The 26,022-nt window shown below is 68.7% G+C and carries 25 protein-coding genes; 18 read left to right on the forward strand and 7 right to left on the reverse strand.

Going from position 1 to position 26,022, the window contains the following annotated elements:
• Nucleotides 1–93 precede the first annotated feature (93 nt).
• The 4 genes from E7Y32_RS08585 to E7Y32_RS08600 all read right to left on the reverse strand — a co-directional run bounded on the left by E7Y32_RS08585 (nt 94) and on the right by E7Y32_RS08600 (nt 4,102).
• The gene (locus E7Y32_RS08585) at nt 94–891 is read right to left on the reverse strand and encodes an amino acid ABC transporter ATP-binding protein (RefSeq protein ID WP_146336761.1); all 798 of its coding nucleotides are present in this window, start codon (nt 889–891) and stop codon (nt 94–96) included.
• 4 nt (nt 892–895) lie between these two features.
• On the reverse strand, nt 896–1,687 hold the full coding sequence (locus E7Y32_RS08590; protein ID WP_146336762.1) for an amino acid ABC transporter permease: 792 nt from the start codon (nt 1,685–1,687) through the stop codon (nt 896–898).
• A 103-nt stretch (nt 1,688–1,790) separates the two neighbouring features.
• Nucleotides 1,791–2,597: an ABC transporter substrate-binding protein gene (locus E7Y32_RS08595; RefSeq protein ID WP_146336763.1), complete on the reverse strand. Its 807-nt coding sequence runs from the start codon at nt 2,595–2,597 to the stop codon at nt 1,791–1,793.
• Nucleotides 2,598–2,764: 167 nt separating this feature from the next.
• Complete coding sequence (locus E7Y32_RS08600) at nt 2,765–4,102, reverse strand: isochorismate synthase MenF (RefSeq protein ID WP_146336764.1); 1,338 nt, start codon at nt 4,100–4,102, stop codon at nt 2,765–2,767.
• Nucleotides 4,103–4,189: 87 nt separating this feature from the next.
• Between E7Y32_RS08600 and E7Y32_RS08605 the strand changes: the two genes are divergently transcribed.
• From E7Y32_RS08605 to E7Y32_RS08620, 4 genes are all read left to right on the forward strand, one after another.
• Nucleotides 4,190–4,975, forward strand: a complete 786-nt coding sequence (locus E7Y32_RS08605) for a demethylmenaquinone methyltransferase (protein WP_146336765.1) — start codon at nt 4,190–4,192, stop codon at nt 4,973–4,975.
• 12 nt (nt 4,976–4,987) lie between these two features.
• On the forward strand, nt 4,988–6,328 hold the full coding sequence (locus E7Y32_RS08610; RefSeq protein ID WP_146336766.1) for a geranylgeranyl reductase family protein: 1,341 nt from the start codon (nt 4,988–4,990) through the stop codon (nt 6,326–6,328).
• Complete coding sequence (locus E7Y32_RS08615; protein ID WP_146336767.1) at nt 6,325–7,425, forward strand: polyprenyl synthetase family protein; 1,101 nt, start codon at nt 6,325–6,327, stop codon at nt 7,423–7,425. Before E7Y32_RS08610 ends, E7Y32_RS08615 begins: the two co-directional genes overlap by 4 nt.
• A 410-nt stretch (nt 7,426–7,835) precedes the next feature.
• Nucleotides 7,836–8,657: an endonuclease domain-containing protein gene (locus E7Y32_RS08620; protein WP_146336768.1), complete on the forward strand. Its 822-nt coding sequence runs from the start codon at nt 7,836–7,838 to the stop codon at nt 8,655–8,657.
• Nucleotides 8,658–8,781: 124 nt separating this feature from the next.
• Here the strand turns inward: E7Y32_RS08620 and E7Y32_RS08625 are convergent, their stop codons facing one another.
• On the reverse strand, nt 8,782–9,210 hold the full coding sequence (locus tag E7Y32_RS08625) for a hypothetical protein (RefSeq protein WP_146336769.1): 429 nt from the start codon (nt 9,208–9,210) through the stop codon (nt 8,782–8,784).
• A gap of 14 nt (nt 9,211–9,224) precedes the next feature.
• Complete coding sequence (locus E7Y32_RS08630; protein ID WP_146336770.1) at nt 9,225–9,896, reverse strand: trimeric intracellular cation channel family protein; 672 nt, start codon at nt 9,894–9,896, stop codon at nt 9,225–9,227.
• Between the two features lie 61 nt (nt 9,897–9,957).
• Between E7Y32_RS08630 and E7Y32_RS08635 the strand changes: the two genes are divergently transcribed.
• The 13 genes from E7Y32_RS08635 to E7Y32_RS08695 all read left to right on the forward strand — a co-directional run bounded on the left by E7Y32_RS08635 (nt 9,958) and on the right by E7Y32_RS08695 (nt 24,468).
• Nucleotides 9,958–10,710 carry a sirohydrochlorin chelatase gene (locus E7Y32_RS08635; RefSeq protein WP_146336771.1) on the forward strand — a complete coding sequence of 251 codons (753 nt, stop codon included), beginning with the start codon at nt 9,958–9,960 and terminating at the stop codon, nt 10,708–10,710.
• A gap of 58 nt (nt 10,711–10,768) precedes the next feature.
• Nucleotides 10,769–12,514: a nitrite/sulfite reductase gene (locus E7Y32_RS08640; protein WP_146336772.1), complete on the forward strand. Its 1,746-nt coding sequence runs from the start codon at nt 10,769–10,771 to the stop codon at nt 12,512–12,514.
• Nucleotides 12,511–13,221 carry a phosphoadenylyl-sulfate reductase gene (locus E7Y32_RS08645; protein ID WP_146336773.1) on the forward strand — a complete coding sequence of 237 codons (711 nt, stop codon included), beginning with the start codon at nt 12,511–12,513 and terminating at the stop codon, nt 13,219–13,221. Before E7Y32_RS08640 ends, E7Y32_RS08645 begins: the two co-directional genes overlap by 4 nt.
• 149 nt (nt 13,222–13,370) lie before the next feature.
• Nucleotides 13,371–14,303, forward strand: a complete 933-nt coding sequence (gene cysD, locus E7Y32_RS08650) for a sulfate adenylyltransferase subunit CysD (RefSeq protein WP_146338414.1) — start codon at nt 13,371–13,373, stop codon at nt 14,301–14,303.
• The gene (locus E7Y32_RS08655) at nt 14,303–15,742 is read left to right on the forward strand and encodes a sulfate adenylyltransferase subunit 1 (protein ID WP_146336774.1); all 1,440 of its coding nucleotides are present in this window, start codon (nt 14,303–14,305) and stop codon (nt 15,740–15,742) included. The genes cysD and E7Y32_RS08655 overlap by 1 nt, the downstream gene beginning before the upstream one ends.
• A 106-nt stretch (nt 15,743–15,848) precedes the next feature.
• Entirely contained in the window at nt 15,849–17,015 is a 1,167-nt protein-coding gene (locus E7Y32_RS08660) for an RtcB family protein (protein ID WP_146336775.1), read from the forward strand.
• A gap of 225 nt (nt 17,016–17,240) precedes the next feature.
• The gene (locus tag E7Y32_RS08665) at nt 17,241–18,404 is read left to right on the forward strand and encodes an ABC transporter substrate-binding protein (protein WP_146336776.1); all 1,164 of its coding nucleotides are present in this window, start codon (nt 17,241–17,243) and stop codon (nt 18,402–18,404) included.
• 44 nt (nt 18,405–18,448) lie between these two features.
• The gene (locus tag E7Y32_RS08670; protein ID WP_146336777.1) at nt 18,449–19,174 is read left to right on the forward strand and encodes an ABC transporter ATP-binding protein; all 726 of its coding nucleotides are present in this window, start codon (nt 18,449–18,451) and stop codon (nt 19,172–19,174) included.
• A complete protein-coding gene (locus E7Y32_RS08675) occupies nt 19,164–20,102 on the forward strand; it encodes an ABC transporter permease (protein ID WP_146336778.1) in 939 nt (312 codons plus the stop codon). The genes E7Y32_RS08670 and E7Y32_RS08675 overlap by 11 nt, the downstream gene beginning before the upstream one ends.
• Before the next feature lie 99 nt (nt 20,103–20,201).
• Complete coding sequence (locus tag E7Y32_RS08680) at nt 20,202–20,498, forward strand: putative quinol monooxygenase (RefSeq protein WP_146336779.1); 297 nt, start codon at nt 20,202–20,204, stop codon at nt 20,496–20,498.
• 95 nt (nt 20,499–20,593) lie between these two features.
• Nucleotides 20,594–21,862 (forward strand): uroporphyrinogen-III C-methyltransferase, encoded by a 1,269-nt coding sequence (gene cobA, locus E7Y32_RS08685; RefSeq protein WP_146336780.1) that lies wholly within the window; start codon nt 20,594–20,596, stop codon nt 21,860–21,862.
• 41 nt (nt 21,863–21,903) lie between these two features.
• Nucleotides 21,904–23,373, forward strand: a complete 1,470-nt coding sequence (locus tag E7Y32_RS08690) for an FAD-dependent oxidoreductase (RefSeq protein ID WP_146336781.1) — start codon at nt 21,904–21,906, stop codon at nt 23,371–23,373.
• A 105-nt stretch (nt 23,374–23,478) separates the two neighbouring features.
• Nucleotides 23,479–24,468: a DNA topoisomerase IB gene (locus tag E7Y32_RS08695; protein WP_146336782.1), complete on the forward strand. Its 990-nt coding sequence runs from the start codon at nt 23,479–23,481 to the stop codon at nt 24,466–24,468.
• A 4-nt stretch (nt 24,469–24,472) separates the two neighbouring features.
• Here the strand turns inward: E7Y32_RS08695 and E7Y32_RS08700 are convergent, their stop codons facing one another.
• Nucleotides 24,473–25,330, reverse strand: coding sequence for a DUF1206 domain-containing protein (locus tag E7Y32_RS08700; protein WP_261382388.1), 858 nt, complete (start codon nt 25,328–25,330; stop codon nt 24,473–24,475).
• Between the two features lie 155 nt (nt 25,331–25,485).
• Between E7Y32_RS08700 and E7Y32_RS08705 the strand changes: the two genes are divergently transcribed.
• Nucleotides 25,486–26,022 (forward strand): hypothetical protein, encoded by a 537-nt coding sequence (locus E7Y32_RS08705; protein WP_146336783.1) that lies wholly within the window; start codon nt 25,486–25,488, stop codon nt 26,020–26,022.

The raw sequence follows: 26,022 nt of genomic DNA on the forward strand, positions 1-26,022 counted from the left end.
TCCCCGCCGCCGCGCCAACGGGTTGCCGCTACGCAAAAGGACAGCCGCTACGTGGATCCACGTAGCGGCTGTCCTGAATCGGCGCGAAGAGTCCTAGTCGGCGATGTCGATGTGCGTCGGGTCGAGCACGCGCCGGAGGAATTCCTTGGTGCGGGGCTGGGTTGGGGCGCCAACAACCTGTTCGGCTGCGCCTTCCTCCACCACAACGCCGCCGTCCATAAAGACCACCCGGTCGGCGACTTCGCGGGCGAAGCCCATCTCGTGGGTGACCACCAGCATGGTCATGCCTTCCTTGGCCAGGTTCCGCATGACGGCGAGCACGTCGCCCACGGTCTCCGGGTCCAGGGCCGACGTCGGCTCGTCGAAGAGCATCAGTTCCGGGTCCATGCTCAGCGCCCGGGCGATGGCCACACGCTGCTGCTGGCCGCCGGAGAGCTGGTCCGGGAAGCGGTCCGCGAGGTGGTCCAGGCCCACGCGGGCCAGGTTCTTCCGGGCCACGGCCGCGGCTTCGTCCTGGCTGCGCTTGAGCACCTTGGTCTGCGCGATCGTGCAGTTCTGCAGCGCGTTCAGGTGCGGGAAGAGGTTGAATTGCTGGAACACCATGCCCACCTTGCGGCGCATCTTGTCGATGTCCACGTCCGGGTCCGTCGATTCGAACCCGCCGACGTGGATGGTGCCCTCGTTGGGCTGCTCGAGCAGGTTCACGCAGCGCAGCAGGGTGGACTTGCCGGAGCCGGAGGGTCCGATCAGGCAGACCACTTCGCCGGGAGCGACCTCAAGGTTGATGCCTTTGAGGACCTCGTTCGAGCCGTAGGACTTGCGGAGGTCCTTGATGGAGACCCCCGCGGCCTGGATCTGCTTCGCGGCGGCCGACGACGTTGATTCAGTCATGGTCCTAGCCCTTCGTCTTGGCGGTGCGGGATTCAAAGCGGCGGGCCAGAATACCGAGCGGCACGGTGATGATCAGGTAGCAGGCGCCGGCGATCACCAGCGGGGTCAGACCGGCGTTGGGCTGCGTGATGCCGTCGCGGCCGAACTTGGTCAGTTCGTACTGCGATGCGGCCAGGCCCAGCAGGTAGACGAGCGAGGAGTCCTTGGTCAGCAGGATGACCTCGTTGGTCAGCGGTGGCAGGACGATCTTGAAGGCCTGCGGAATCACGATCGAGACCATGGCGCGCCAGTGCGGCATGCCGAGTGACCGGGCGGCCTCAAGCTGGCCCTTCGGCACGGCCTGCAGCCCGGCGCGCAGGGTTTCGGCGATGTAGGCCGCCGCGACCATGCCGAGCGCCAGCATCACGGTGACGTAGATGTCGAAGCGGACACCGAACGCCGTAGGGATGCCGAAACCGAAGGCGATGAAGACCAGCAGGGCCGGGACGCCGCGGAAGAACTCGATGTAGAGCGTCGCGATCCAGCGCCACACGGCCACCGAGGAGAGTTTCATCAGTGCCAGCAGCAGTCCGCCGGAGAGGCCCACCACAAAGCTCAGGGCGGTGTAGATGAGGGTGTTCTTCAGCGCCAGGGTGATGATCTGCGGGAACTGCTTGACCGCCGAATCCCAGTTGAAGAACGCCTTGCCGATGGAGGCCCAGTCGGCGAAGAGGATAAACAGGGCGACGGCGAGCGCCAGCAGTCCGTACTGGACGGAGCGGCTGACGCGGGCCCGTTGGCGAACAGTCATAGCCATGTGATTTGCCTTTTACATGTTGCGGGGCGGTTCCGGGTCAGGAAGCGGCCGGAGCCAACGACTGATCCGGAACCGCCCCGGCTGTGCGGTCGGTCCGGGCGGGTTACTTGGCGGCTTCGCCGAACCAGGTGGTCTTGAGCTTGGTCATGGTGCCGTCGTCGGCCAGGCGCTTGAGCGTCTTGTTGACAGAGTCGGTCATGGCTTTGTTGTCCTTCTTGACTGCGACGCCGAGCTGTTCGCCGGTCTTGTAGGTCTCGGCGAAGACCAGGCTGTCGTCGCCCTTGGCCGCGAAGCCCAGTACGGACTGGTTGTTGATGGCCGCGTCGACGCCGCCGGTCTTGATCGCCTGGATCAGCAGGCCGGTGTTCTCGTACTGGATCGTCTCCAGGCCCTTGGACTTGGCGTATTCCTCGCCGGTGGTGCCCTGCTGGACGCCGACCTTCTTGCCCTTGAGGTCGGCCAGGTTCTTCAGGCCGGAGGCCTTGGTGGCCAGCAGCGAGAGGTCGTCGTCGAGGTACGGGGTGGAGAAGTCCATAACGGTCTTGCGGGCGTCCGTGATGGAGATGCCCGAGACGGCGATGTCGCACTGGTTGGTGTTGAGAGCCTGGCCCGACTGGATGCCTTCGAAGGCCACCGTGAGGACATTGGGCTCGACCTTGAGGTCCTTGGCGATCTCCGCGGCCAGGTCCATGTCGAAGCCGACGTTCTTGCCGTCCTTGACGAACTCGAACGGCTCGTAGGGGATGTCCGAGCAGACCGTGAGCTTGCCGGACTCGATGAGCTTGACGCCGGAATCGGTGGTCGTGGTACCGCCGGAAGTGCTGCAGCCGGTCAGGGCGAGGGCGCCGACGGCGAGCAGGACAGCCGCCTTGGCCGCGGGACCGGCCAGGTGGGAACGGGAGATCAGCATTTCTTTACCTTTTGTTGCAGGGGTATGCGTGACTGGAACGGCTTTTAGTCTATCGCCGAATGAGAGATGTGCATCACATGAAACTTAGTTTCACTATTGGATAACTAAACCGCCCCGCTTTTCAAGAGCCCGCGCGTTCCCGGTGTCTGGAATTCCGGACTTCCCGGTCAGTTGCTGATGCCGAGGGATTCCAGCATCGGCCGGAACTTCGCCCAGGTCTCGGCCAGCTCCGCCTCGGGGACGGAGCCCTCGACGACGCCGCAGCCGGCGTAAAGCCGGACCGTGTCCGGGGACTCAATGACCGCGCCGCGCAGGGCGATGCCCCACTCGCCGTTGCCCGCGGCGTCGAGCCAGCCGACCGGACCGGCGTAGGGGCCGCGGTCCAGGTGCTCAAGTTTGCGGATCAGGGCCCCGGCCACGGTGGTGGGGGTGCCGCAGACCGCGGCCGTGGGGTGCAAGGCGTTGATCAGAGCCAGGCAGGTGGGCACGTGGCCCTCCACTTCGGTCAGCTCGGCCTTGACGTCGGAGGCTAGGTGCCAGACGTTCGGCAGCTCCAGGATGAACGGCTCGCTGTGGGCGTTCATCGCCTCGGAGAAGGGCGCCAGCTGCGTGGTCAGCGACGCGATGGCGATGTCGTGCTCGTGCCGCTGCTTCTCGGACCCGGCCAGGACACGCTCGGCGAATTCCAGCGGCGAGCCGGCCATGCCCTCGGCGTCGCGGCGGTCCAAAGTTCCGGCGAGGACGCGGGCCTGCGCGGTCCGGCCCTCCACCTGGATGAGCATTTCGGGGGTGGACCCCACGAGGCCGTCGACGCCGTAGGTCCAGCATTCGCGGTAGCGAACCGCGAGCTGGCGCAGAATCTCGGCGGCATTCACGCCGTCGGGCACGGTGGCCACAATGTCGCGCGCCAGCACCAGCTTCTCCAGCGCCCCGGTGCGGATTTCCGCGACGCCCTCGGCGACGGCGGCCATCCAGTCCGCCTCGGTGAGGGAGCCGGTGCTCAGCTTGGCTTCCCGCCCGGCCGGGTCCGCAGGGGTCTCCGCCGAACGACCGGCGCCCTCCGCGTCCAGCCACCGGCCGAGGGCGGCGCGGGCGCCCGCCTCGGTGAGCTCGCCGTCGTCGAACGTGAGCTGGGTGAGCCAGGCGTTGCCGTCGCGCAGCCCCACCACGATCTCGGGCACAATCAGCCGGGACTCGTGCGCGGACACTTTGGAGAAGGCGAAGGAGCCAAAGGCCACCGGGCCGGTTCCCGGGCAATCGACGGCGTCGCTGATCTCCGCTTCGAGGACCAGGTGCCGCCACCAGATGTCCGCCTCGAGGAAACGCTCCGGACCGGTGGCGGTGAAGCGGCCAATTTCGCCGAAGCCGACCAGGCCGGCCTCGCGGCGGGTCCAGCACAGCACGTCGTCACGGACCAGAAACGACGGCAGCCCCCCGGGGAACGACTCTGCATCGAGGGGGACTGTCAGTGTCCTGATAATTCTGGTAGGGAGGGCGCTCGTCATGATGAGACAACACTACTCCGGCCGCACGCCGCGCCCCGGCCGGGCCGGTGGTTAGGGGGTGCGTCGAAGATTTGAGACAATAACGGGGTGAACCGAGCATCCTTGGATAAGCGTCCGGACGAAGTAGCCACGATGTTTGACGACGTCGCCCCCAAATACGACGTCGTCAACGATGTCCTGTCGATGGGGCAGACGCGCCGTTGGCGGCGGATCGTGGTCGAAGCCATGGACGTAAAGCCCGGCCAGCGCGTTCTGGACCTCGCCGCGGGAACCGGCACCTCCAGCGAACCGTACGCCGACGCCGGGATCGATGTCGTGGCCTGCGATTTCTCCCTTGGCATGCTCAAAGTCGGCAAGCGGCGCCGCCCGGACATCAACTTCGTCGCCGGTGACGCGACCCGCCTGCCCTTCGCGGACAACACCTTCGACGCCAGCACCATCTCCTTCGGCCTGCGCAACGTCAACGAGCCCAAGAAGGCCCTCGCCGAGATGCTCCGGGTCACCAAGCCCGGCGGCCGGCTGGTGATCGCCGAGTTCTCCCAGCCGGTGGTGCCGCTCTGGCGCACCATGTACACCGAATACCTGATGCGTGCCCTGCCGGCGATCGCCGTCAAGGTCTCCTCCAACCCGGACGCCTACGTGTACCTCGCCGAGTCCATCCGCGCCTGGCCGGACCAGGACCACCTCGCCGCCTGGCTGCAGGAGGCCGGCTGGGAGTCCGTCACGTACCGGAACCTCAGTGGCGGCATCGTCGCCGTACACCGCGCCCAGAAGCCGGCCGGTGCCGACCCTGCCGCGGGCGCCAAGGCACTGGCGAACCACACCGGGCCCGTGGCCAAGTTGCGGCGCAACATCACCCGGCCCGAGCGTTAGCTGATCGCTGCCGTGAAAGTACTGATCGTCGGGGCGGGGCCGGCCGGATCCACCGCCGCGTTCTACCTTGCCCAGGCCGGTATCGACGTCACGGTGCTGGAAAAGACCAGCTTCCCGCGCGAGAAGGTCTGCGGCGACGGCCTCACCCCGCGCGCCGTCCGGGAGATCCAGAAGCTGGGCCTGCCGCACCCGGAGGCCGACGGCTGGCGGCGGAACAAGGGCCTGCGCCTGATTGCCGGCGGCCGCACCATTGAACTGCCCTGGCCAGAGGTCTCCGACTTCCCGCAATACGGCCTGATCCGCACCCGCCTCGGCTTCGACGAGGAGCTCGCCCGGCACGCCCAGTCCGCGGGCGCCGTCGTGCTGGAACGCCACAGCGTCACCGAGGCGCTGCGCGCCGAGGACGGCCGCGTCACCGGCGTCCGCGCCGCACTGCTGGACGACACCGGCCGCAAGACCGGCGAAACGCGGGACTTTCCCGCCGACGTCGTCCTCGCCGCCGACGGGAACTCCACCCGCACCGCCGTCTCACTGGGCATCCAGAAGCGCGACGACCGTCCCCTCGGGGTGGCCGTGCGCACCTACTTCACCAGCCCGCGGCACGACGACGACTGGATGGAAGGCTGGCTGGAGCTTCCCGGCCGCGAGGGCAGGCTGCTGCCCGGCTACGGCTGGGTGTTCGGCGTCGGCGACGGCACCTCCAACGTGGGCCTGGGCATCCTGAACTCCTCCAAGGAATTCGGCAAGCTGGACTACAAGCAGGTCCTGCGCGAATGGACCGCCGGCATGCCCGCGGACTGGGGCTTCACCCCGGAAAACCAGGTGGGCGAAATCCGCGGCGCCGCGCTGCCCATGGGCTTCAACCGCACCCCGCATTACGCGCCGGGCCTGCTGCTGCTCGGCGACGCCGGCGGGATGGTCTCCCCGTTCAACGGCGAGGGCATCTCCTACGCGATGGAGTCCGCCCGCTTCGCGGCCGAGTTCATCATCGACACCGCGGCGCGGTCCGCGTCCGCCGGCTGGGGTGTTTCCGACGCCGATGCCCGGCTCGCGGGGTACGCGGACTTCGTCCGGGACCAGTGGGGCTCGCACTTCACCCTGGGCCGCGCCTTCGCCGCCGTGATCGGCAAGCCGGCCGTGATGAAACTGGCGCTCCGGACGGGCATGCCCATCCCGGTGCTGATGAAATTTGTGGTCCGGCTGCTGGCCAACCTGACCGACCCCTCGGCCAAGGGCATCGAGGACCGGATGATCCGCGTCCTGGAAGCCCTGGTCCCGGCCACGTCCAATACCCGGCCCGTTCCAGACTCGACCCCGCGGTTTCCGCAACAAAAAGTTAGGGTTAACCCGTGACCAACTCTGCAGACCAAAGCTGGACGCACGCCGGGCACGGCCTGCCGAGCGCTGAACCGGACCTGAACACCACCGCCATCGCCACCGGGCTCCAGCTGCCGGCCGGCTTCGCGGCGATCGCGGGGGACCCGGAACTCGGCCCGGCCATCACCACCAACCTGGCCCGTGTGGAGAAGAAGCTGCGCGAGGCCATCGCCAACTCGGATCCGCTGGCCGATGCGACGTCGCGCCACCTGGTGGAAGCCGGCGGCAAGCGCATCCGGCCCCTGCTGACCCTGCTCTGCGCCCACCTTGGCGACGCCTCGCTGCCGGCGGTCGTGCAGGCCGCCGTCGTCGTCGAACTGACGCACCTGGCCACGCTGTACCACGACGACGTGATGGACTCCGCCCCGTTCCGCCGCGGCGCCCCCACCGCGCACGAGGTCTGGGGCAACTCCGTAGCCGTCCTGACCGGGGACCTCATCTTCGCCCGCGCGTCCATCCTGGTCTCCGAACTCGGGTCCCGGGCGCTCGGCATCCAGGCCCGCACCTTCGAGCGGCTCTGCCTCGGCCAGCTGCACGAGACCGTGGGCCCGCGCCCGGACGAGGATCCGGTGGAGCACTACCTGTCCGTGATTGCGGACAAGACCGGCTCGTTGGTGGCCGCTTCCGGGCAGCTCGGCGCGATCTTCGCCAACGCCGATCCGGCCTACGAGAACCTGCTAGTGGAGTACGGCGAGAAGGTGGGCGTCGCCTTCCAGCTCGCGGACGACGTCATTGACGTCACCGGCGTGAAGGTTAAGTCCGGCAAGTCCCCGGGGACCGATCTGCGTGAAGGCGTGCCCACCCTGCCCGTGCTGCTGCTGCGAAAGGCGGCAGAGGACGGCGACGGTTCCGCAGTCGAGCTGCTGACACTGATCGACGGCGACCTCAGCTCGGACGAGGCCCTCGCTGCCGCCGTCGCCGGTCTGCGCGAACACCCGGTGACCGCGGAGTCCTGGGTCGTGGCGCGCGCCTGGGCCGATGAAGCCATTGCCGCCCTGGCGCCGCTGCCGGAGGGTGTGGTCAAGGATTCGCTGACCAGCTTCGCCCACGCCGTGGTGGACCGCAGCAGCTAGTTTCTGCTGGCCCGCCGGCGTCTGCCGAGAGGCCTGGCCGCATCCGCCTGAGTTATTAAACCGGAATGGCCCCGGTTCCTCACAACGTTACGAGTCGTCCGTTGTGCGGAACCGGGGCCATTTCTCCGTTCGCATCAGATTCACCGGAGGCATTTGGTGAACCCATGAATGAGTTTATGACAGTTGTGTCATACTGTCCAGCGATTCTGTAAATTTATTGTCACGGATTTAAGAGGGCGTTGCCGTGGCCGGATTTCCCCTGGTCTGGGCTTCGGAGGCGCCGAACCGCCGACGGGTCCCAGCAACCCGCCGTAGGGGGCAGCCAAAGGCGGGGAGTCTCCGTCCGGCACTTGTTCACATAGCCACTGGGCAACCTCCCCGGGCCGAGGGAGAAGCCGTCTATTGGAGGCATGGATCTCACGACCTACCTGAAATGTGCCGGCTCGGTCGCACGGACCGGCACGCTGTTGCAGGCCGGGTTCGCGGAACGGAGTATCCGCAGCTCGATTGCCGCGGGTGAATTACTGCGCTTACGCCATGGGGTAGTTGCGTTGCAGGGTGCGGCGCCGGACCTAATGGGCGCGGTCATGGCCAACGGCGTGCTGTCTTGCGTCTCGGCGACCGCACACCTTGGGATCTGGAGACTCCACGAGCCCTCCCAGCTGCACCTGTTCTGCCGCCACGGTTCGGCGAGGGGTGTGGTCAACCACAGAAACACGGTGGTCCCGCCGGAGTTTCCGCGGCCCGTGGCCGGGCTGACCGATGCGCTGCTGCACGCTCTGCGATGCCGGCCTCCGCTGGAATCCGTCATTATGGTCGAAAGTGCACTGCTGCAGGGTCGAACCACACTGGACTATCTCCGAGGGCATCTTCCCGGCAACCGCAACGGCGCAGCGCGGGCGGCGCTGGAACTGGTGGACGGTTCGGCGGGATCCGCGATCGAAGTGGTCGCCAGGCTGCTGTTCCGAAGCGAAGGGATCTTCACGCAGACGCAGGTGGATCTCCCGGGGATCGGAATCGTGGACTTCCTGCTGGAGGGATTCCTCATCGTCGAAATTGACGGCAGCTCCCACTTGGAAGCGCGGCAGGTGACAAAGGACCGTGGGCGGAACAATGCAAGTACCTTGGCCGGGTACACAGTGCTGAGGTACGGGTATCAAGACGTCGTCTTTAACCCCCAGAAAATCGTCGCGGAGGTGTGGCAGGTGCTGCGCGGAAGGGTCGTCCGCTGAATTTCCCCGTGTTTGAGCAGGAACTCTGCGAATCAACCGTCGGTTTTGACCAACACGCCGGAAGGCCCGCCCGAACGTGGGGAATATCCGCGGCCACGCAGGCGCCCCGTGGGCAAGGAGACCCCTAGTCCTCATCCTCGTCGTTGAAGGCCCACTCGAACATGTCGAAGACGAACTCGGAGAAGGTGCCTTCCTCGCTCTTCCACTGGCCACGGGCGTTGTTGCGGCGGTACACGATCGGGTCCGGAATGCTGAGGTCGCCCACGCGGAAGCCCCAGGTGAACTGCTCTTCCTCGTCCTCGAGGAACATCAGGAAGCCCTCGTCGTCGACTTCGAGCTCTTCGGGGTCCCAGAAGTAGTGGTAGGCCTCCATCAGGTCCTCGCAGCCGCCGAGGGCCAGATAGAACTCGCGCAGGACCAGCGGGACCTGGAACTGGTGCTCGGCGAGGGCCGCATCCAGCTCGTCAGCCGGCAGCCCATCCTCTTCCTGCCATTCGTCCTCGAGGTACTTCGGAACAAGCGCGCGGAACTTCTCGAGGAACATGTCAGTCATGACTCTTATCCTAGCTAATCCTTAAGGCCGCGTTCGGCCGTGTCCAGGCCCAGCCGGTGCCAGCCCCGGACCGCCAGCGGGGCGTACCAGTGGCGGCGCCAGGCCGTGACGCGGAAGGCGAAAACGACGGCGGCCACGGCGCTGGCCGTCAGCGCCGTGAACACCCCGGCGACGGACAGCGTCACGGTCATCGCGGCCCCGGCGAACGCCGGCAGGGCGTAGATGTCCTTGGGGTCAAACAGCTGCGGCACTTCGTTGGCGGTGATGTCCCGCAGCAGCCCGCCGCCCACCGCCGTCGTGACCCCCAGCAGCACCGCGGCTACCGGGTGCATGCCCGCGGCGAGGGCCTTCAGGCTCCCCGTGATGCAGAACAGGGCCAGGCCGCCGGCGTCGAACAGCACCAGCAGGGAGGTGAAGCGCTGGACGCTGGAGAACAGGAAATACACCAGGACCGTGGCCAGCAGCGGGGGAGCGAGGTAGGCCGGGTTGGTGAAGGCCGCCGGCGGGCCCGCATTGATGATGATGTCGCGGATGACGCCGCCGCCTAGGCTCACCACCGAGGCCAGCAGGAGGGAACCGACAATGTCGAACTGCTTGCGCGCCGCAAGCAGCGAACCGGAGACGGCGAAGAAGAAGACGCCCGCCAGGTCCAGCCAGACCATCACGAGGCTAAAGGAGAAAGTCATGGGGCGTCCCGGTCGGTAGCAGGGCGGCGGATAGGGCGGCTCCAAGGTTACGCTAACGGCTATGAATAGCCCCATCCTGATCGCCTGCGCCCACGGCACCTCCAGCCCCCGGGGCGCGGCGGAGGTCAACGCCCTGCGGGACGGAATCGCCGCGCTGCGGCCCGGGCTCGATGTCCGGGAGGCCTACGTCGACGTGCAGGACCCTGACCTGCCCGCCGTCGTGGCGGGGCTCCCGGCCGGGGCCACCGCCGTCGTCGTCCCGCTGCTGCTGAGCGTGGGCTACCACGTCAAGGTGGACATCGCCCGGGCCGTGAAGAGCCGGCCGGGCACCCTCGCCGCGGCGCCGCTCGGCCCGGATCCGCGGCTCGCGGCCTTGCTGGACGTCCGGCTGCGCGAGGCCGGCGTGACCGACAACGACGCCGTGATCCTCGCCGCCGCTGGCTCCTCCGACCCCACCGCAGCGGAGAACGTGGAGGAACTCGCCGGGCAGCTGAGGGCCCTCCGCTCCAACCGGATTGTGGCCGCCTACGGCGCCTCGGCGACACCCTCGGTGCCCGAAGCGGTGGCCATGCTGCGGGAGGAGGCCGCGGGAGGCGCCGGCGCGGGCCTCTCAGCCGGGGCGGTGGATCTGGGCGGACGGGTGGTCATCGCCTCCTATTTGCTGGCCCCGGGCTTCTTCCACGACCAGCTCGCCAAGGCCGGCGCGGACCTGGTCACCGCGCCCCTGCTGCCGTCCCCGGTGCTCGCCGAGATCGCGCTGGCGCGGTACGACGCGGCGGTCGCCGGCAACGGTTATGACGAAATGTTGCCCTAGGTGACCCCGCGTTTCTGAGCCATTGTGACGCCGTTACGGGCGCTCCTACAGTCGATCCATGACTGAAACAGCTCTAGCCGGAGCGTCCCCGGACCAGGCTGCCGCAGGCCGCGCCAAACGACCCGCCCGCCCCGCCGCCAAGCCGCACGGGCAGTGGAAGGTGGACGGAACCGCCCCGCTGAACGCCAACGAAACCTGGAAACAGGAAGACAACGGCCTGAACGTCCGCGAGCGCATCGAATCGGTCTACTCCAAGCACGGCTTTGACTCGATCGACGGCACCGACCTGCACGGCCGCTTCCGCTGGTGGGGCCTCTACACCCAGCGCAAGCCCGGAATCGACGGCGGAAAGACCGCCACGCTCGAGCCGCACGAGCTCGAGGACAAGTACTTCATGCTCCGCGTCCGGATCGACGGCGGCGCCCTCACCACCGAGCAGCTGCGCGTGATCGGCCAGATTTCCGTCGACTTCGCCCGCGGCTCGGCCGACCTCACCGACCGGCAGAACATCCAGCTGCACTGGATCCGGGTCGAGGACGTGCCGGAGATCTGGCGCCGCCTCGAAGCGGTGGAGCTCTCCACCACTGAAGCCTGCGGCGATGTGCCCCGCGTCATCCTCGGCTCCCCGGTCGCGGGGATCGCCAAGGACGAGATCATCGACCCCACGCCGCTGATCACCGAGCTCGCCGAACGGTTCATCGGCGACCCGGAACTGGCCAACCTGCCCCGCAAATTCAAGACCGCCATCACCGGCCACCCCAGCCAGGACGTGGTCCACGAGATCAACGACGTCGCCCTGGTGGGCCTGGTCCACCCCGAACTCGGCGCCGGCTACGACCTCTGGGTGGGCGGCGCACTCTCCACCAACCCGATGCTGGGCAAGCGCCTCGGCGCCTTCGTCCGCCCGGACCAGGCCGCCGACGTCTGGCTCGGCGTCACCAGCATCTTCCGCGACTACGGCTACCGGCGCATGCGCACCAAGGCCCGGCTGAAGTTCCTGCTGGCCGACTGGGGCCCGGTGAAGTTCCGCCAGGTCCTCGAGGACGAATACCTCGGCTACCAGCTCGCCGACGGCCCCGCCGCCCCCAAGCCGTCCACCCCAGGCGACCACATCGGTGTGCACGAGCAGAAGGACGGCAAGTTCTTCATCGGCGCCACCCCGCTGGCCGGACGCCTTTCCGGCAGCCAGCTCGTCAAGCTCGCGGACACCCTCGAAGCCCGCGGCTCGCGCCGGCTGCGGACCACCCCGCACCAAAAGATCGTGGTCCTGGACGTGCCCAAGGACGAGGTTGAGCCGCTCGTGGCCGAGCTCGACGCCCTGGGCCTGTCCGCCCGGCCGTCCGTGTTCCGCCGCGGGACCATCGCCTGCACCGGCATCGAATTCTGCAAACTCGCGATCGTGGAAACCAAGGGCACGGCCGCGACGGCGGTTGCTGAGCTGGAGCGCCGCCTCGCCGACCTCGTCGAGTCCCGCCAGCTCCCGCAGGCCTTGTCGCTGCACATCAACGGCTGCCCCAACTCCTGCGCCCGGATCCAGACAGCGGACATCGGCCTCAAGGGCATGATGCTTCCCACACCCGACGGCGATCCCACCCCGGGCTTCCAGGTCCACCTTGGCGGCGGGCTGGCGTCCGAGAGCCGCGAGGAGGCAGGCCTCGGCCGCACAGTCCGCGGCCTCAAAATCACGGCCGAAGAGCTGCCCGACTACGTGGAGCGGGTGGTGCGGAAATTCGTGGCGGACCATGCCGAGGGCCAGAGCTTCGCCGAATGGGCCTTCGCCGCCGATGAGGGGGACTTGCAATGACGGCCGCCCTCCGTTCCCGCGACGAGCTCATGGCCCTCGCGGAGGCCGGCGCGGCCGAGCTCGGCTGGGACGCCCCGGCGCGCGAGGTCATCGCCTGGGTGGCGCGCAACTTCGACCTGCCCACCGTCGCCGTCGCCTGTTCCATGGCTGACGCCGTGCTGCCGGCGCTGGTCGCCGACCAGCTCCCCGGCGTCGACGTCCTGTTCCTAGAAACCGGCTACCACTTCCCGGAAACCCACGCCACGCGCAACGAGGTCGCCGCGAACCTGCGCGTCAACGTCGTCGACGTGCTGCCCGAGACCACCGTGGAGCAGCAGGACCGGCTGCTCGGCAAGGACCTCTTCGCCCGCGACCCCGGGCAGTGCTGCGCCCTGCGCAAGGTCGCCCCGCTGCGCCGCACCCTCGCCGGCTACGAGCTCTGGTTCACCGGCGTCCGCCGCGACGAAGCCCCCACCCGCACCAACACGCCGCTGGTCACCTGGGACGAGGCCAACGGCTTGGTCAAGGTCAACCCGGTCGCGGCCTGGACCTTCGATGAGCTGGTGCAGTACTCCGATGACAATCTCCTGCCCGTCAACCCGCTGCTTTCACAGGGCTACCCGTCCATAGGCTGCCAGCCCTGCACCCGCAAGGTCGCGCCCGGCGACGACCCCCGCGCCGGACGCTGGGCAGGAACCGACAAGACAGAATGCGGACTACACGTATGAGCAACCTGAGCACGACGACGACGGCCGGCTACGCCTCCGCGGCAGATGCCGCCCCCGCCCCTGCGCCGCGCGGCATCCGTCCTTCGGACGATGCGCGCGGCTCCGGCAGGCCCGATGCCACTCCCTGGGCGGCATCTGCCGCTGCGGCTCTGCAGTCGGGTCACCCGAGTTCTGTGGCTCCGTGCCCGGCCCGCCTTTCGTCTTTGGATACTTTGGAGTCTGAGGCGATTCATATCATCCGCGAGGTGGTTGCCGAGTTTGAGAAGCCGGCGCTGCTGTTTTCCGGCGGCAAGGATTCTGTGGTGATGCTGCACCTGGCTACCAAGGCGTTTTGGCCGGGGAAGGTGCCGTTTCCGGTGCTGCATGTGGACACCGGGCACAATTTTCCGGAGGTGATCGAGTTCCGCGACCGGACCGTGGAGCGGCTGGGGCTGAAGCTCGTCGTCGGGTCCGTGCAGGAGTTCATTGACTCCGGCGAACTGGCCGAGCGGGCCGACGGGACGCGTAACCCGCTGCAGACCGTGCCGCTGCTGGACGCGATCGAGCGCAACAAGTTCGACGCCGTCTTCGGCGGCGGCCGCCGGGACGAGGATAAGGCCCGGGCCAAGGAGCGGATTCTGAGCCTGCGCGACGAGTTCGGCCAGTGGGACCCGCGCAACCAGCGCCCCGAACTGTGGAACCTGTACAACGGCCGGCACACCGTGGGCCAGCACGTCCGCGCGTTCCCGATCAGCAACTGGACAGAGCTGGACGTCTGGCGCTACATCGAGAGGGAGAACATCGAGCTGCCGGGCCTCTACTACGCCCACGAGCGCGAGGTCTTTGCCCGCGACGGCATGTGGCGTGCCGTCGGCGAGGTCTCCCGGCCGCGCGAGAACGAAGAAGTCATCACCAAGACCGTCCGGTACCGGACCGTCGGCGACATGTCCTGCACCGGCGCCGTCGAATCGGCCGCCGCCACCGTGCACGACGTCGTGATCGAAGTTGCCGCCTCCACCATCACCGAACGTGGCGCCACCCGGGCGGATGACCGCATCTCCGAGGCCGCCATGGAAGACCGCAAAAAGGACGGCTATTTCTAATGAGCACCACCGCAACCCTGCCCGAGGCCGCCGCTGAGAGCCTGGGCCTCTCGTCCGCCTCGCTGTTCCGCTTCGCAACCGCCGGATCGGTCGACGACGGAAAGTCCACTCTGGTGGGCCGGCTCCTGCACGACTCCAAGGCGATCCTGGCGGACCAGCTCGACGCCGTCGCCCGCACCTCCGCGGACCGCGGCTTCGGCGGCGCCGGTGAAGCTGGGGGCCCCGACGGGAAACAGCGGATCGACCTGGCCCTGCTGACTGACGGCCTGCGTGCAGAACGCGAGCAGGGCATCACCATCGACGTCGCCTACCGCTACTTCGCCACGGACCGCCGCAGCTTCATCCTCGCGGACTGCCCCGGGCACGTGCAGTACACCAAAAACACGGTGACCGGCGCGTCCACCGCGGACGCCGTCGTTGTGCTCATCGACGCCCGCAAGGGTGTCCTGGAGCAGACCCGACGGCACCTGTCCGTGCTGCAGCTGCTGCGCGTGGCGCACGTGATCGTCGCCGTGAACAAGATCGACCTCGTGGACTTCAGCGAGGACGTCTTCCGCGGGATCGAGGCCGAGGTGCAGCAAGTGGGCCGCGAACTGGGGCTGGGCAGTGACGGCATTGCCGACCTGCGGGTCATCCCGGTTTCCGCGCTCGACGGCGACAACGTGGTGGACCGCTCGGACCGCACACCCTGGTACAACGGCCCGGCCCTGCTCGAAGTTCTCGAGACGCTGCCGGCGGCAGACGAACTCGAAAGCCACCTGGAGAGCTTCCGTTTCCCGGTCCAGCTGGTGGTCCGGCCGCAGGGCGCACTGGCGCCCGACGCTGTCGCCGCCGGACTCGACGTCGCCGGCTACCGCGACTACCGGGCCTATGCCGGGCAGATCACCGAGGGCTTCGTGCAGGTGGGAGACACGGTCAGTGTCCTCACCCCAGGCCAGGCGCCGCGCACCACCACGGTGACCGGCATCGATTTCGCCGGGCGCTCGCTCACCGAGGCTGTGGCCCCGCAGTCGGTGGCACTGCGCCTCGCGGACGAGTTCGACGTCGCCCGCGGGGACACCATCGCGGCGACCGGGACGTTCACCGAGCCCACGGCAGACCTGTACGCCGCGCTGTGCTGGCTCTCGCCGAAACCGCTCCGCGAAGGCGCCAAGGTGCTCATCAAGCACGGCACCCGCACGGTCCAGGCGCTGGTCCGGAACGTGACCGGCAAGCTGGACCTCGCCACCTTCCAGCTGGAACCCGCGTCCGGGCTGGAACTCAACGACATCGGCCACGCGCAGCTGCGGCTCGCCGCCCCGCTGCCGCTGGAGAACTACCTGCACCACCGCCGGACCGGGGCCTTCCTGGTGATCGACCCGCAGGACGGCAACACCCTCGCCGCGGGCCTGGTCAAGGATCACCCCGGCGACCACGAGGACGAGCGCTACTCGCTCTAGGGGCGGCCGGAACACGCCCTCACGACTGCGTGTCCGGCGACCCCGCCGCCGAGGGCGGTCCTTGCCACCGCACTGTCTGCCCGCGATCATCGTTCAGGGAGGCGCGGTGGAGAGACTCAGCAACAAGCTGATCAGCTGGGCCTCCATCCTGGATGACGGGACCCGCCGGCAGGCGCTGGCCACCGCGACGCTGCCGATCATCTACCCCCACCTGGCGCTGATGCCGGACGCGCACCTGGGCAAGGGGGCGACCGTGGGATCCGTCATCCCCACAGTGGGCGCCATCATTCCCGCGGCCGTGGGCGTGGACATCGGCTGCGGCATGATCGCCGTGCGCACCCAGTACGTGCGGGCGGACCTGCCCCCGGACCTCGCGCGGCTGCGGGAGGGGATCGAACGTGCCATTCCCTTGTCGGCAGGCCACTTCAACCGCCGGATTTCCGCCACCGCCGGACCCCGGCTGGCCGGGCTGCGGAGGATGGCGGCCAGGGCCGGCTTCGACCCGGGCCGGTACGCGGCGAACTGGGAGCTGCAACTCGGGTCGCTGGGCTCGGGCAACCACTTCATTGAGGTCTGCGCAGACGAGGAGTCCGCGGTGTGGTTGTTCCTGCACTCAGGCTCCCGCGGTGTGGGCAACAAAATCGCGCAGCGCCACATCGCCGAGGCCCGGAGCGTGGCCCTGCGCCGGAACATCGCCCTGCCGGACCGGGACCTCGCCTACCTGCTGGAAGGCACCCCCGAATTCGAGCGCTACATGCGGGAACTGGGCTGGGCGCAGCACTTCGCCCTGCTCAACCGGGAGGAAATGATGGACCGGGTGCTCCAGCAGCTCGAAGCCTGGATCGGCGGCCCGGTCCGGGAACTCGAACGGATCAACTGCCACCACAACTTCACCGCGCAGGAAACGCACTACGGCAAGTCCGTCTGGGTTTCGCGGAAAGGCGCCATCAGGGCCCGGGCGGGGGACCCTGGCCTGATTCCCGGGTCCATGGGCACCGCGTCCTACGTCGTCGTCGGCCTGGGGAACGCCCTCGCCCTGGACTCCTCGCCGCACGGCGCCGGCCGGGAGTACTCCCGCACCGCCGCCCGCAAGACGTTCACGCTGGCGCAGCTGAAAACTGCCATGAAGGGCATCGAATTCCGGCCCCGCGAGGCCTTCATCGACGAAATCCCCGCCGCCTACAAGCCCATCGACGTGGTGATGCGCGACTCGGCGGACCTCGTCCGGGTCCGGCACACGCTTCATCAGCTCGTCAACGTTAAAGGCGACTAAACCGCTGGCCAAGGCCGGCCCTAGGCTCCGCATGTGACGCCGCGTGAACTAGCGTGACCCCCCGTTTCCGCATCATTGAACCCGGTTCGTGACCCTCCCTAGGGTGAAGCCATGACTACGCCAGATTGGTTCGACGGCCCCGCCCTCGGGGCGCCCCGGGGGCGATGTTGCCGGCGCTGACCTCCCGCCCGGCCCCCGCCACCCTCCACGAACCAGGACTCCGCCATGTCATCCGCCCCCGAAAATCCCACCCCCGGCACCACCCGGATCGTCGCCGGCGAACCGGCCAAGCCGAAGCGCAAGCGCACCGTTGAAATCGCCGTCGCCGTCGGACTGGCCCTGCTGATCGGCGCCGGCGCCGCCGTCGCCTCCACGGTGTCCCGCAACAACGACGCCGCCGCCCCGGCCGCCGGCACCGCCCCGGCAGCGGAACTCCGGCTCGGCTACTTCGGTAACATCACCCACGGACCCGCCCTGGTGGGCGTGACCAAGGGGTTCATCGCCAAAGAACTGGGCCAGACCAAGCTCAGCACCCAGGTCTTCAACGCCGGCCCCGCGGCCATCGAGGCCCTCAACGCCGGCGCCATCGATGCCACCTACATCGGCCCCAACCCGGCGATCAACTCCTTCGTCAAGAGCAAGGGCGACTCCGTCAGCATCATCGCCGGGGCAGCCTCCGGCGGGGCGCAGCTTGTGGTCCGGCCGGACATCACCTCGCCGGCCGACCTCAGGGGCAAGAAGCTCGCGACGCCCCAGCTCGGCGGCACCCAGGACGTGGCGCTGCGCGCCTGGCTCGGCAAGCAGGGCTACCGGACCTCCCCGGCCGGCGGCGGCGAAGTCACCATCAACCCCACCGAAAACGCCCAGACCCTGAAGCTGTTCCAGGACGGCAAGCTCGACGGCGCCTGGCTGCCGGAGCCGTGGGCGTCCCGGCTGGTGCTGCAGGCCGGCGCGAAGGTCCTGGTCGATGAAAAGGATCTCTGGGATGGTGCGCTCTCCGGCATACCGGGCGAGTTCCCCACCACCGTGCTGATCGTCAACAAGAAGTTCGCCGCAGAGCATCCGGACACCGTCAAGGCGCTGCTGAAGGGCCACGTCGAGTCCGTGGATTGGCTTACCAAGGCACCGGGGGCCGAGAAGGCCGCAGTCCTCAACGCCGCGCTGAAGGAGTCCGGCGGCGCCGCGCTGCCAGCCGACGTCGTCGACCGGTCGCTGCAGAACATCGTCTTCACGGTGGACCCGCTCGCCGGGACGTACCAGAAACTGCTGCAGGACGGGGTTGACGCGGGCACCACCAGGCAGGCGGACATCAACGGCCTCTTCGACCTGACCGCCCTGAACTCGGTGGCGGCGACGAAGATCTCGGCGCGGGGGCTGGGCAAGGACTAGTTCCTCTCCCTGTCCCTGCCGCCACCACCACGAAGGACGTGACCATGCCAGTCGTACTGGAAAACCTGGGCAAGCGCTTCGGCGACGGCGCCCCGGTGCTGGACGGCGTCAACGCCAGCATCGGGCAGGGCGAATTCGTCGCCCTGCTCGGAGCCTCCGGCTGCGGCAAGTCCACGCTGCTGAACATTATGGCCGGGCTGGAGGCCCCGACGTCGGGCGCCCTGGAGGTGCCCAGCGACGGCGCCGCCTTTATGTTCCAGGACGCGGCACTGTTCCCGTGGCTCACCGCCCGGGAAAACGTGGAACTTGCCCTCAAGCTGCGCGGCGTGGCCAAGGCCGAGCGCCGGGTGCAGGCCGGGGAGCTCCTGGACCTGGTGCACCTGGGCGGGGCCGGGGACAAACGGCCGCACGAGTTGTCCGGCGGCATGCGCCAGCGCGTGGCACTGGCCAGATCCCTGGCCCAGGACCGGCAGCTGCTCCTGATGGACGAGCCCTTCGCCGCGCTGGACGCGATCACCCGGGACCTGCTGCACGACGAGCTGGAGCGGATCTGGAAGGAGACCGGCCGCACGATCGTCTTTGTCACGCACAACGTCCGGGAAGCTGTCCGGCTGGGCCAGCGGGTGCTGCTGCTCTCCTCGCGGCCCGGCCGCGTGGTCCAGGAATGGCACGTCTCGGAGGAGCACCGCACCGACGCCGGCCTGGCCGGCCAGCTGACCGGCACCATCACTGCCCGGCTACGCGAGGAGATCCGCCGCCATGCCCAATAGCCCCCTCCCCGTGGCCGAAGCCCACACCGAGACCCTCAAGATCCACGCCGCCCTGACCCGGACTTCCACCGGTTCGGCCGACCTCCGCGAGCTTGAGGCCGGGCTCGATTCGCTGCAGTCCGACGCCGTCCGCAAGGCCCGGATCGACTGGAGCCGGATCCTGCTGCCGGTAGCAGCGCTCGCCGTGCTGCTGGTGGCATGGCAGGTGTACGTCTGGCTCGGCATCAAACGCCGCGACCTGGTGCCCGGTCCGCTGGACGTCGTCGACCAGCTCGGCACCCTCTGGGGCGAGGCCAAGCTGCAGGAGGCCGTTTGGACCTCGCTGCAGCGCGGCATTGCCGGCTTCCTGGTCAGCGTCGCTATTGCGACGCCGGTGGGCCTGCTGCTGGCCCAGGTCGCCCCGCTCCGCCGCGCCTTCGGTCCGCTGATTTCCGGCCTGCAGGTGTTGCCCTCCGTGGCGTGGGTGCCGGCCGCCATCATCTGGTTCGGCCTGAGCGACGCCACCGTGTACTTTGTGGTGCTGATGGGCGCGATCCCCTCGATCATCAATGGCCTCATCTCCGGCGTCGACCAGATCCCGCCGCAGTACCGCCGGGTGGCGACGGTGCTGGGCGCCTCCCGCCTCCAGCTTGCACTGCAGATCGTCCTCCCGGCCGCGCTGCCCGGCTACCTGAGCGGCCTCAAACAGGGCTGGGCCTTCTCCTGGCGCTCGCTCATGGCCGCGGAAATCATCACCGTGGGCGGCAGTATGGGCTTCGGCCTTGGCTCCATGCTGAACCAGGGCCGCGACTTGGCCGACATGACCATTGTGCTGGCCGCCATCGCGCTGATCCTCGCCGTTGGCATCCTGGTTGAGCTCCTGGTCTTCGCCCCGATCGAAAAGCGCCTGCTGCGCCGCCGCGGCCTCCTCGCCGGCAGCACCCGCTAGGGGCGTCCTTCTGCTGTTGTCTGGTGTCAGAGGCAGGCCTACACTCACGGCTAGAGGCCGGTTTATGGCCGGCCCACTCAAACTCCTGAGGAGACAGCCGTGGCACCAAAATTTGGAGTGCTGGCAATAGTCGAAGCCAAACTGGGGAAGGAACAGGAGGTCTGGGACTTCCTCAACGGCGGACGCGAGATCGTGCTGAAGGAACCCGGGACGAGGACCTGGTACGCCTTCCGGATCAACGATTACACGTTCGGCATCTTCGACTCCTTTGACACCGAAGAGGACCGCCAGGCCCACCTCAAGGGGGCCATCCCCGCGGCGCTCGGCGAACACGGGCCCACGCTGCTGTCCAAGGACCCCGACATCAAACTGATCGAGCTCATTGCCGTGAAGTAGCGCGCGCGGAACGGTTTGTGACCCAGCGTTACCCTGCGTGACCGGGTGTTTCCGCACCGTTGTTCCGCCGGATGACGCCGCCCTATCGTCGATGCATGGCAATTCAGGACATTTACCCCACGGCCCTGCGCCTGCTCGGCCGCCGGGTGCTGGTGGTCGGCGGCGGCCCCGTCGCCGCGCGCCGCGCCAAGGGACTGCTCGACGCCGGCGCTCAGGTCACGGTCGTCGCGCCGGCAGCCTGCCCGGCCCTGGACGACCTCGCCGGCGCCGGACTGCTGGACTGGCAACCGCGCCCCTACCGGTCCTCCGACGTCGACGGCGTCTGGTTCGTCCAGACGGCCACCGGCTACGCCGCCGTGGACACCCAGGTCGCTGCCGACGCCGAGGCGCAGCGGATCTGGTGCGTCAACGCCTCCGACCATGACGCCTCCGCCGCCTGGACACCCGCCGTCGCCGTTGTGGACGACGTCAAGATCGCCGTCAACGCCGGGGGAGACCCGCGCCGGGCCATGGCTCTGCGCGACGCCGTCGCCACGGCCCTGGAAACCGGGGACCTGCCGCTGCGCCGGCACCGCGCCCAGACGGACGCAACCGCCGGTTCGGTGGCCCTCGTGGGCGGCGGCCCCGGCGTCTCGGGTCTGATCACCGTCCGCGGCCGGCGGCTCCTGGGCCAGGCCGACGTCGTCGTCGCCGACCGGCTCGGCCCGCGCAACCTGCTGGCCGAGCTGGCCCCCGACGTCCGCGTGGTAGAAGTCGGCAAGACCCCCGGCCACCATCCCGTGCCGCAGGCCGAGATCAACCGCATCCTGGTGGACGAGGCCCTCGCCGGCCACCGGGTGGTCCGGCTCAAGGGCGGAGACCCCTACGTCCTGGGCCGCGGCGGCGAGGAAGCCGAGTTCTGCCGGCAGCACGGCGTCGAGGTCGAAGTGGTGCCCGGCGTCACCTCCGCCATCTCGGTGCCGGCCGCGGCCGGCATCCCGGTCACACACCGCGGGCTCGCCAAGGGCTTCAGCGTTGTCACCGGCCACGAGGAACTCGCCGAGGTCCCGGCCCGCCCCGACCACACCGTGATTCTGCTCATGGGGGTGGGCCAGCTGCGCGCCTCCGCGGACTCCCTGGCCCGGGCCGGTTTGCCAGCGGAGACGCCGGTTGGCATCGTAGAGAATGGTTATTTGCCGAACCAGCGGGTGACCATCGGCACGCTCGGGACCATCGCAGACCAGGCGGAAGCGGCGTCCGTCGCGAATCCTGCCGTGATTGTGATCGGCGACGTGGTCCGGGTCAGCCCGTTCGCGCCGTCGCACTTCAAGACGGCGGACTACGGCACCACGACCCCGAACGCCCCGCGCGTCGCCGCCCGTTAGTTTCACCCGCAGCACCCGGAACGACCCAAAGGAACACCGCCGTGTCAACGAACACCACCGTAGGAACTGCCGCCCGCCCGCTGCGCGTCGCCGTCGTCGGCTCCGGCCCCGCCGGCGTCTACGCCGCGGACATCCTGACCAAGAGCGAGGCCGTCAAAAGCGGCGGGCTGACGGTCAGCATCGACCTCTTCGACCGCTACCCGGCGCCGTACGGCCTGATCCGCTACGGCGTGGCCCCGGACCACCCGCGGATCAAGGGCATCGTCAACGCCCTGCACAAGGTCCTGGACCGCGGTGACATCCGTTTCTTCGGCAACGTGGACTACGGCACGGACCTCACCCTCGAGGACCTCCGGACGCACTACGACGCCGTCATCTTCGCCACCGGCGCCATCAAGGACGCGGACCTGAACATCCCCGGCATCGAACTCGAGGGCTCCTACGGCGGCGCCGACTTCGTCTCCTGGTACGACGGCCACCCCGACGTGCCCCGCGACTGGCCGCTGGACGCCAAGGAGGTTGCGGTGATCGGCAACGGCAACGTCGCCCTAGACGTAGCCCGGATGCTCTCCAAGCACGCCGACGACCTCCTGGTCTCCGAAATCCCGGACAACGTCTACGCCGGTCTGAAAGCCTCGCCCGTCACGGACGTCCATGTCTTCGGCCGCCGCGGCCCGGCCCAGGTCAAGTTCACCCCGCTGGAGCTGCGCGAACTCTCCCACTCCAAGGACGTGGACATCATCCTCTACGCCGAGGACTTCGAGTTCGACGCCGAATCTGACCGCCAGATCCAGAGCAACAACCAGACCAAGACCATGGTGGGCACCCTCACCAACTGGATCGCCGAACAGCCCGAGGACCTCGCCGAGCTCACGGCCTCCCGCCGCCTGCACCTGCACTTCCTGCACAGCCCGGTGGAGGTGTACGACGACGCCGAAACCCCAGGCCGCGTCGCCGGCATCAAGTTCGAGCGAACCGAACTCGACGGCACCGGCAACGCCCGCGGCACCGGCGAGTTCGTCGACTACCCGGTCCAGGCCGTCTACCGTGCGGTCGGCTACTTCGGCTCCGCGCTGCCCGAGATCGAGTTCGACCACAGCAAGGGCGTCGTCCCGAACGACGGCGGTCGCGTCCTGGACGCTGCCGGCACCCACGTGCCGGGCATCTACGCGACCGGCTGGATCAAACGCGGCCCGGTCGGGCTGATCGGCCACACCAAGGGCGACGCGCTGGAAACCGTGACCCACCTGCTCGAGGACCGAGAGGACCTGCCGCTGGCCGCGGCAGCACCCGCGCCGCAGGCAATCGTCGAGCTGCTGGCGGGCCGCGGCGTCGAGTACACCAGCTGGGAAGGCTGGCTGGCCCTGGACGCGCACGAACGCTCCCTCGGCGAGAAGGCCAGCGCGGCCGGCGAGTCGCACGGCGTCGCCGTCCAGCGCGAACGCATCAAGGTGGTCCCGCGCGAGGAGATGGTGGAAATCTCCCGCGGCGGCGTGGCCGCTGAGGTCTGACCCCCGATCGAACCGCAGCAAAGGCGGGAAATCCCGGCGGGTAGTCAGTAGGCTTACCGTCATGGATGAGCAGCGCACGCAAACCGCCGGCCCGGGTGTCCGCCGATGAGGCTCCGTCACAGCAACGCGTCCGGCCGCGGGTACCGCCGGGTCGCGGCCGGCACCGGCTTCAGCTACAAGGACCTGGACGGCTCCACCCTGGCGCCCGGCCCGGTGCGGGACCGGCTGGAAAGCATCGGGATCCCGCCGGCCTGGACCGACGTCTGGATCGCGCCCTACGAGAACGGCCACATCCAGGCCACCGGGCTCGACGCCGTCGGCCGGCGCCAGTACATCTACCACCCCAGCTGGCGGGAACGGAAGGACCGGCTCAAGTTCGACCGGTCGCTCCAGCTCGCCGAGACCCTGCCGTCCGCGCGCCGGCTCGTGACGCTGGACCTGCGCTCCGAAGGGCTCACCCGGGAGCGTGTGCTGGCGGCCGGCTTCCGGATGCTGGACAGCGGATCGCTGCGCGTGGGATCCGAGCGGTACACCAACGAGAACGGCAGCCACGGCCTGGCCACCCTGCTCTGCGCACATGTGAAGGTGCGCAAGAACGAGCTCCGGCTCAGCTTCCCGGCCAAGAGCGGCAAAACCTGGGAATCCCGGATCGACGACGCCGACCTGGCCGACGTCGTCCGCTCGCTTAAGCGCCGCGGCGGCAATGCCCGCCTGCTCGCCTACAAAGACGGACGCAGCTGGCATCCGGTCACCAGCGCGGAGATCAACGAGTACGTCAAGGAGCGCACCGGCGGGGACTTCACCGCCAAGGACTTCCGCACCCTGCGCGGGACGGTCGCCGCGGCCGTGAGCCTGGCCCGGAGCGGGCCGCAGGCGAAGGTCTCAGCCCGGAAACGCGCCGTGAGCCGCGCCATGGTGGACGCGGCGGCGGTACTCGGGAACACGCCGTCGATCGCCAGGAAGAGCTACGTGGATCCCCGCCTGCTGGACCACTTCGCCGCAGGGGAGACGATCGACCCGAAGCGGCTGGACTCGGCCGAGTCGGAAATCCGCGCGCTGCTGTACCAGGAGGGCCCGGTCGTCCCGCTGCGCTGAGGACCTACATCCGCCCGAACTTGGCCCGGATCAGGGCGAACACGCCGTAGGCGATGAACCCGGCGCCGATCGCCAGGAGCAGGAAGGGCCCGAACGGATGGTGCTGCAGCGCCTTGAGGCTGCCGTCCAGCCCGGTGGATGAGCCCGGGTCGTTGGTGGCTGCGGCCATCACGAACAGCAGCCCCGTCAGGACCAGCGCCAGGCCCTTGGCGACGTGGCCGGCGACGCCCAGGGCGCTGACGAGGTGGCCGCGGTGGGTCCCCTCGAAGTGCCGCAGCTCCTCCTTGAACTTCTTGCCCAGGCCCTTCACCACAAAGTAGACGCCGATCCCGCTCACGGTCAGGCCCAGGCCGATCAGCAGCGGCGCGCCCAGCGGCCGGTTCATCAGGGCCTCGCTGAAGGCGGCGGTGGAATCACCCGAGTCGCTGCGGACCCCGACGGCGAAACTGGCGAAGGTGAAACCGACGCTGCCGTAGGCAACGGCCAGGAAACCCGAGGAAACCAGTTTGCCCAGCCGTTCGCCGCGCGGCAGGTGCCGGGCCCGCAGGGTCGCCTCGCTCAGCTGCCACAGGGCGAGCCCCGCGCAGCCGATGCAGCCGGACCACATCACCGCGGGGCCCCAGGGGTTGGCGGCGAGCTGCTCGATGGCACCGGTGGGCTCGGCCTGGCCCGGCGCGCCCAGCACCAGTGCGACGGCGATCGCCCCGATGACAATGTGAAGCAGGGCCATCACGGCGAATCCCCAGCGTGCGACCACGTCCAGCACCCTGCTGTTGGAGGCGGCCTCCGCGGCATCGGCGGCATCGCCCAGAACGGCGTCGCGGTCCGGCTTCGCCGGCCAGCCGGGCAGTTTTCTGGTCAACCGTCTTCCTTCATGGCTACGAGCTTACGTGCCGGGATGCGGCCGGGACGGCGGGGCTACCAACTTTTTGGTAAGTGTGCTTACCATATGCGAGGTGCCGTCACGCAGGTGGCTGCACCGATCCGGATTCGCAATCACACGATAGGACGCTCATCATGGCAGGTAATCTTGTAGCCCGATCCATCCACGACCTGACCGCTGGTGCGTGGTTCGGCGGTTCGCTGATGGGGGCCATCGGTCTGAACGGCGCGACGGCAGAGGCCAAGGACCCCGCCGAGCGCACCCGGCTCTCCAGCCTCGGCTGGAAGAAGTGGGCCCCGTACCAGACGGCGGCATTCGGCGCGCACTTCCTCTCGGGCCTCGCCATCATGTGGGAGAACAAGGGCCGGATGGCCAAGCAGGACGGTGTGACGCGGCTGAGCGTCTACAAGTCCGTCGTCACCCTGGCGGGTGCCGCCGTGACGCTCTACGCCGGGCTGCAGGGCGCGAAGGTGGACAAGCTCGCGGCCGAGGGTGCCAAGGGCGCGACGGAGCCCAAGCCCGGGGCCTCGGAGGAACTCCGGTCCGCCCAACAGCAGCTGAAGGTCCTGCAGTGGGCCATCCCGGTCTTCGCCGGCTGGGTGATTGTCCTCGGTGCCAAGCACGGTGAAATGCAGCGGCCCAAGAACGTCTTCAAGGGCCTCGCCCGCTAG

Origin of the sequence: Arthrobacter sp. UKPF54-2, assembly GCF_007858535.1 — a bacterium.
Classification (GTDB): Bacteria; Actinomycetota; Actinomycetes; order Actinomycetales; family Micrococcaceae; genus Arthrobacter.

Bases quoted from the DNA above. Each gene is read 5' to 3' on its own strand.
- E7Y32_RS08585 (WP_146336761.1), bottom strand. From the start codon at position 891: ATGACTGAATCAACGTCGTCGGCCGCCGCGAAGCAGATCCAGGCCGCG.
- E7Y32_RS08590 (WP_146336762.1), bottom strand. From the start codon at position 1,687: ATGGCTATGACTGTTCGCCAACGGGCCCGCGTCAGCCGCTCCGTCCAG.
- E7Y32_RS08595 (WP_146336763.1), bottom strand. From the start codon at position 2,597: ATGCTGATCTCCCGTTCCCACCTGGCCGGTCCCGCGGCCAAGGCGGCT.
- E7Y32_RS08600 (WP_146336764.1), bottom strand. From the start codon at position 4,102: ATGACGAGCGCCCTCCCTACCAGAATTATCAGGACACTGACAGTCCCC.
- E7Y32_RS08620 (WP_146336768.1), top strand. From the start codon at position 7,836: ATGGATCTCACGACCTACCTGAAATGTGCCGGCTCGGTCGCACGGACC.
- E7Y32_RS08625 (WP_146336769.1), bottom strand. From the start codon at position 9,210: ATGACTGACATGTTCCTCGAGAAGTTCCGCGCGCTTGTTCCGAAGTAC.
- E7Y32_RS08630 (WP_146336770.1), bottom strand. From the start codon at position 9,896: ATGACTTTCTCCTTTAGCCTCGTGATGGTCTGGCTGGACCTGGCGGGC.
- E7Y32_RS08635 (WP_146336771.1), top strand. From the start codon at position 9,958: ATGAATAGCCCCATCCTGATCGCCTGCGCCCACGGCACCTCCAGCCCC.
- E7Y32_RS08640 (WP_146336772.1), top strand. From the start codon at position 10,769: ATGACTGAAACAGCTCTAGCCGGAGCGTCCCCGGACCAGGCTGCCGCA.
- E7Y32_RS08645 (WP_146336773.1), top strand. From the start codon at position 12,511: ATGACGGCCGCCCTCCGTTCCCGCGACGAGCTCATGGCCCTCGCGGAG.
- E7Y32_RS08655 (WP_146336774.1), top strand. From the start codon at position 14,303: ATGAGCACCACCGCAACCCTGCCCGAGGCCGCCGCTGAGAGCCTGGGC.
- E7Y32_RS08665 (WP_146336776.1), top strand. From the start codon at position 17,241: ATGTCATCCGCCCCCGAAAATCCCACCCCCGGCACCACCCGGATCGTC.
- E7Y32_RS08670 (WP_146336777.1), top strand. From the start codon at position 18,449: ATGCCAGTCGTACTGGAAAACCTGGGCAAGCGCTTCGGCGACGGCGCC.
- E7Y32_RS08675 (WP_146336778.1), top strand. From the start codon at position 19,164: ATGCCCAATAGCCCCCTCCCCGTGGCCGAAGCCCACACCGAGACCCTC.
- cobA (WP_146336780.1), top strand. From the start codon at position 20,594: ATGGCAATTCAGGACATTTACCCCACGGCCCTGCGCCTGCTCGGCCGC.
- E7Y32_RS08695 (WP_146336782.1), top strand. From the start codon at position 23,479: ATGAGGCTCCGTCACAGCAACGCGTCCGGCCGCGGGTACCGCCGGGTC.
- E7Y32_RS08705 (WP_146336783.1), top strand. From the start codon at position 25,486: ATGGCAGGTAATCTTGTAGCCCGATCCATCCACGACCTGACCGCTGGT.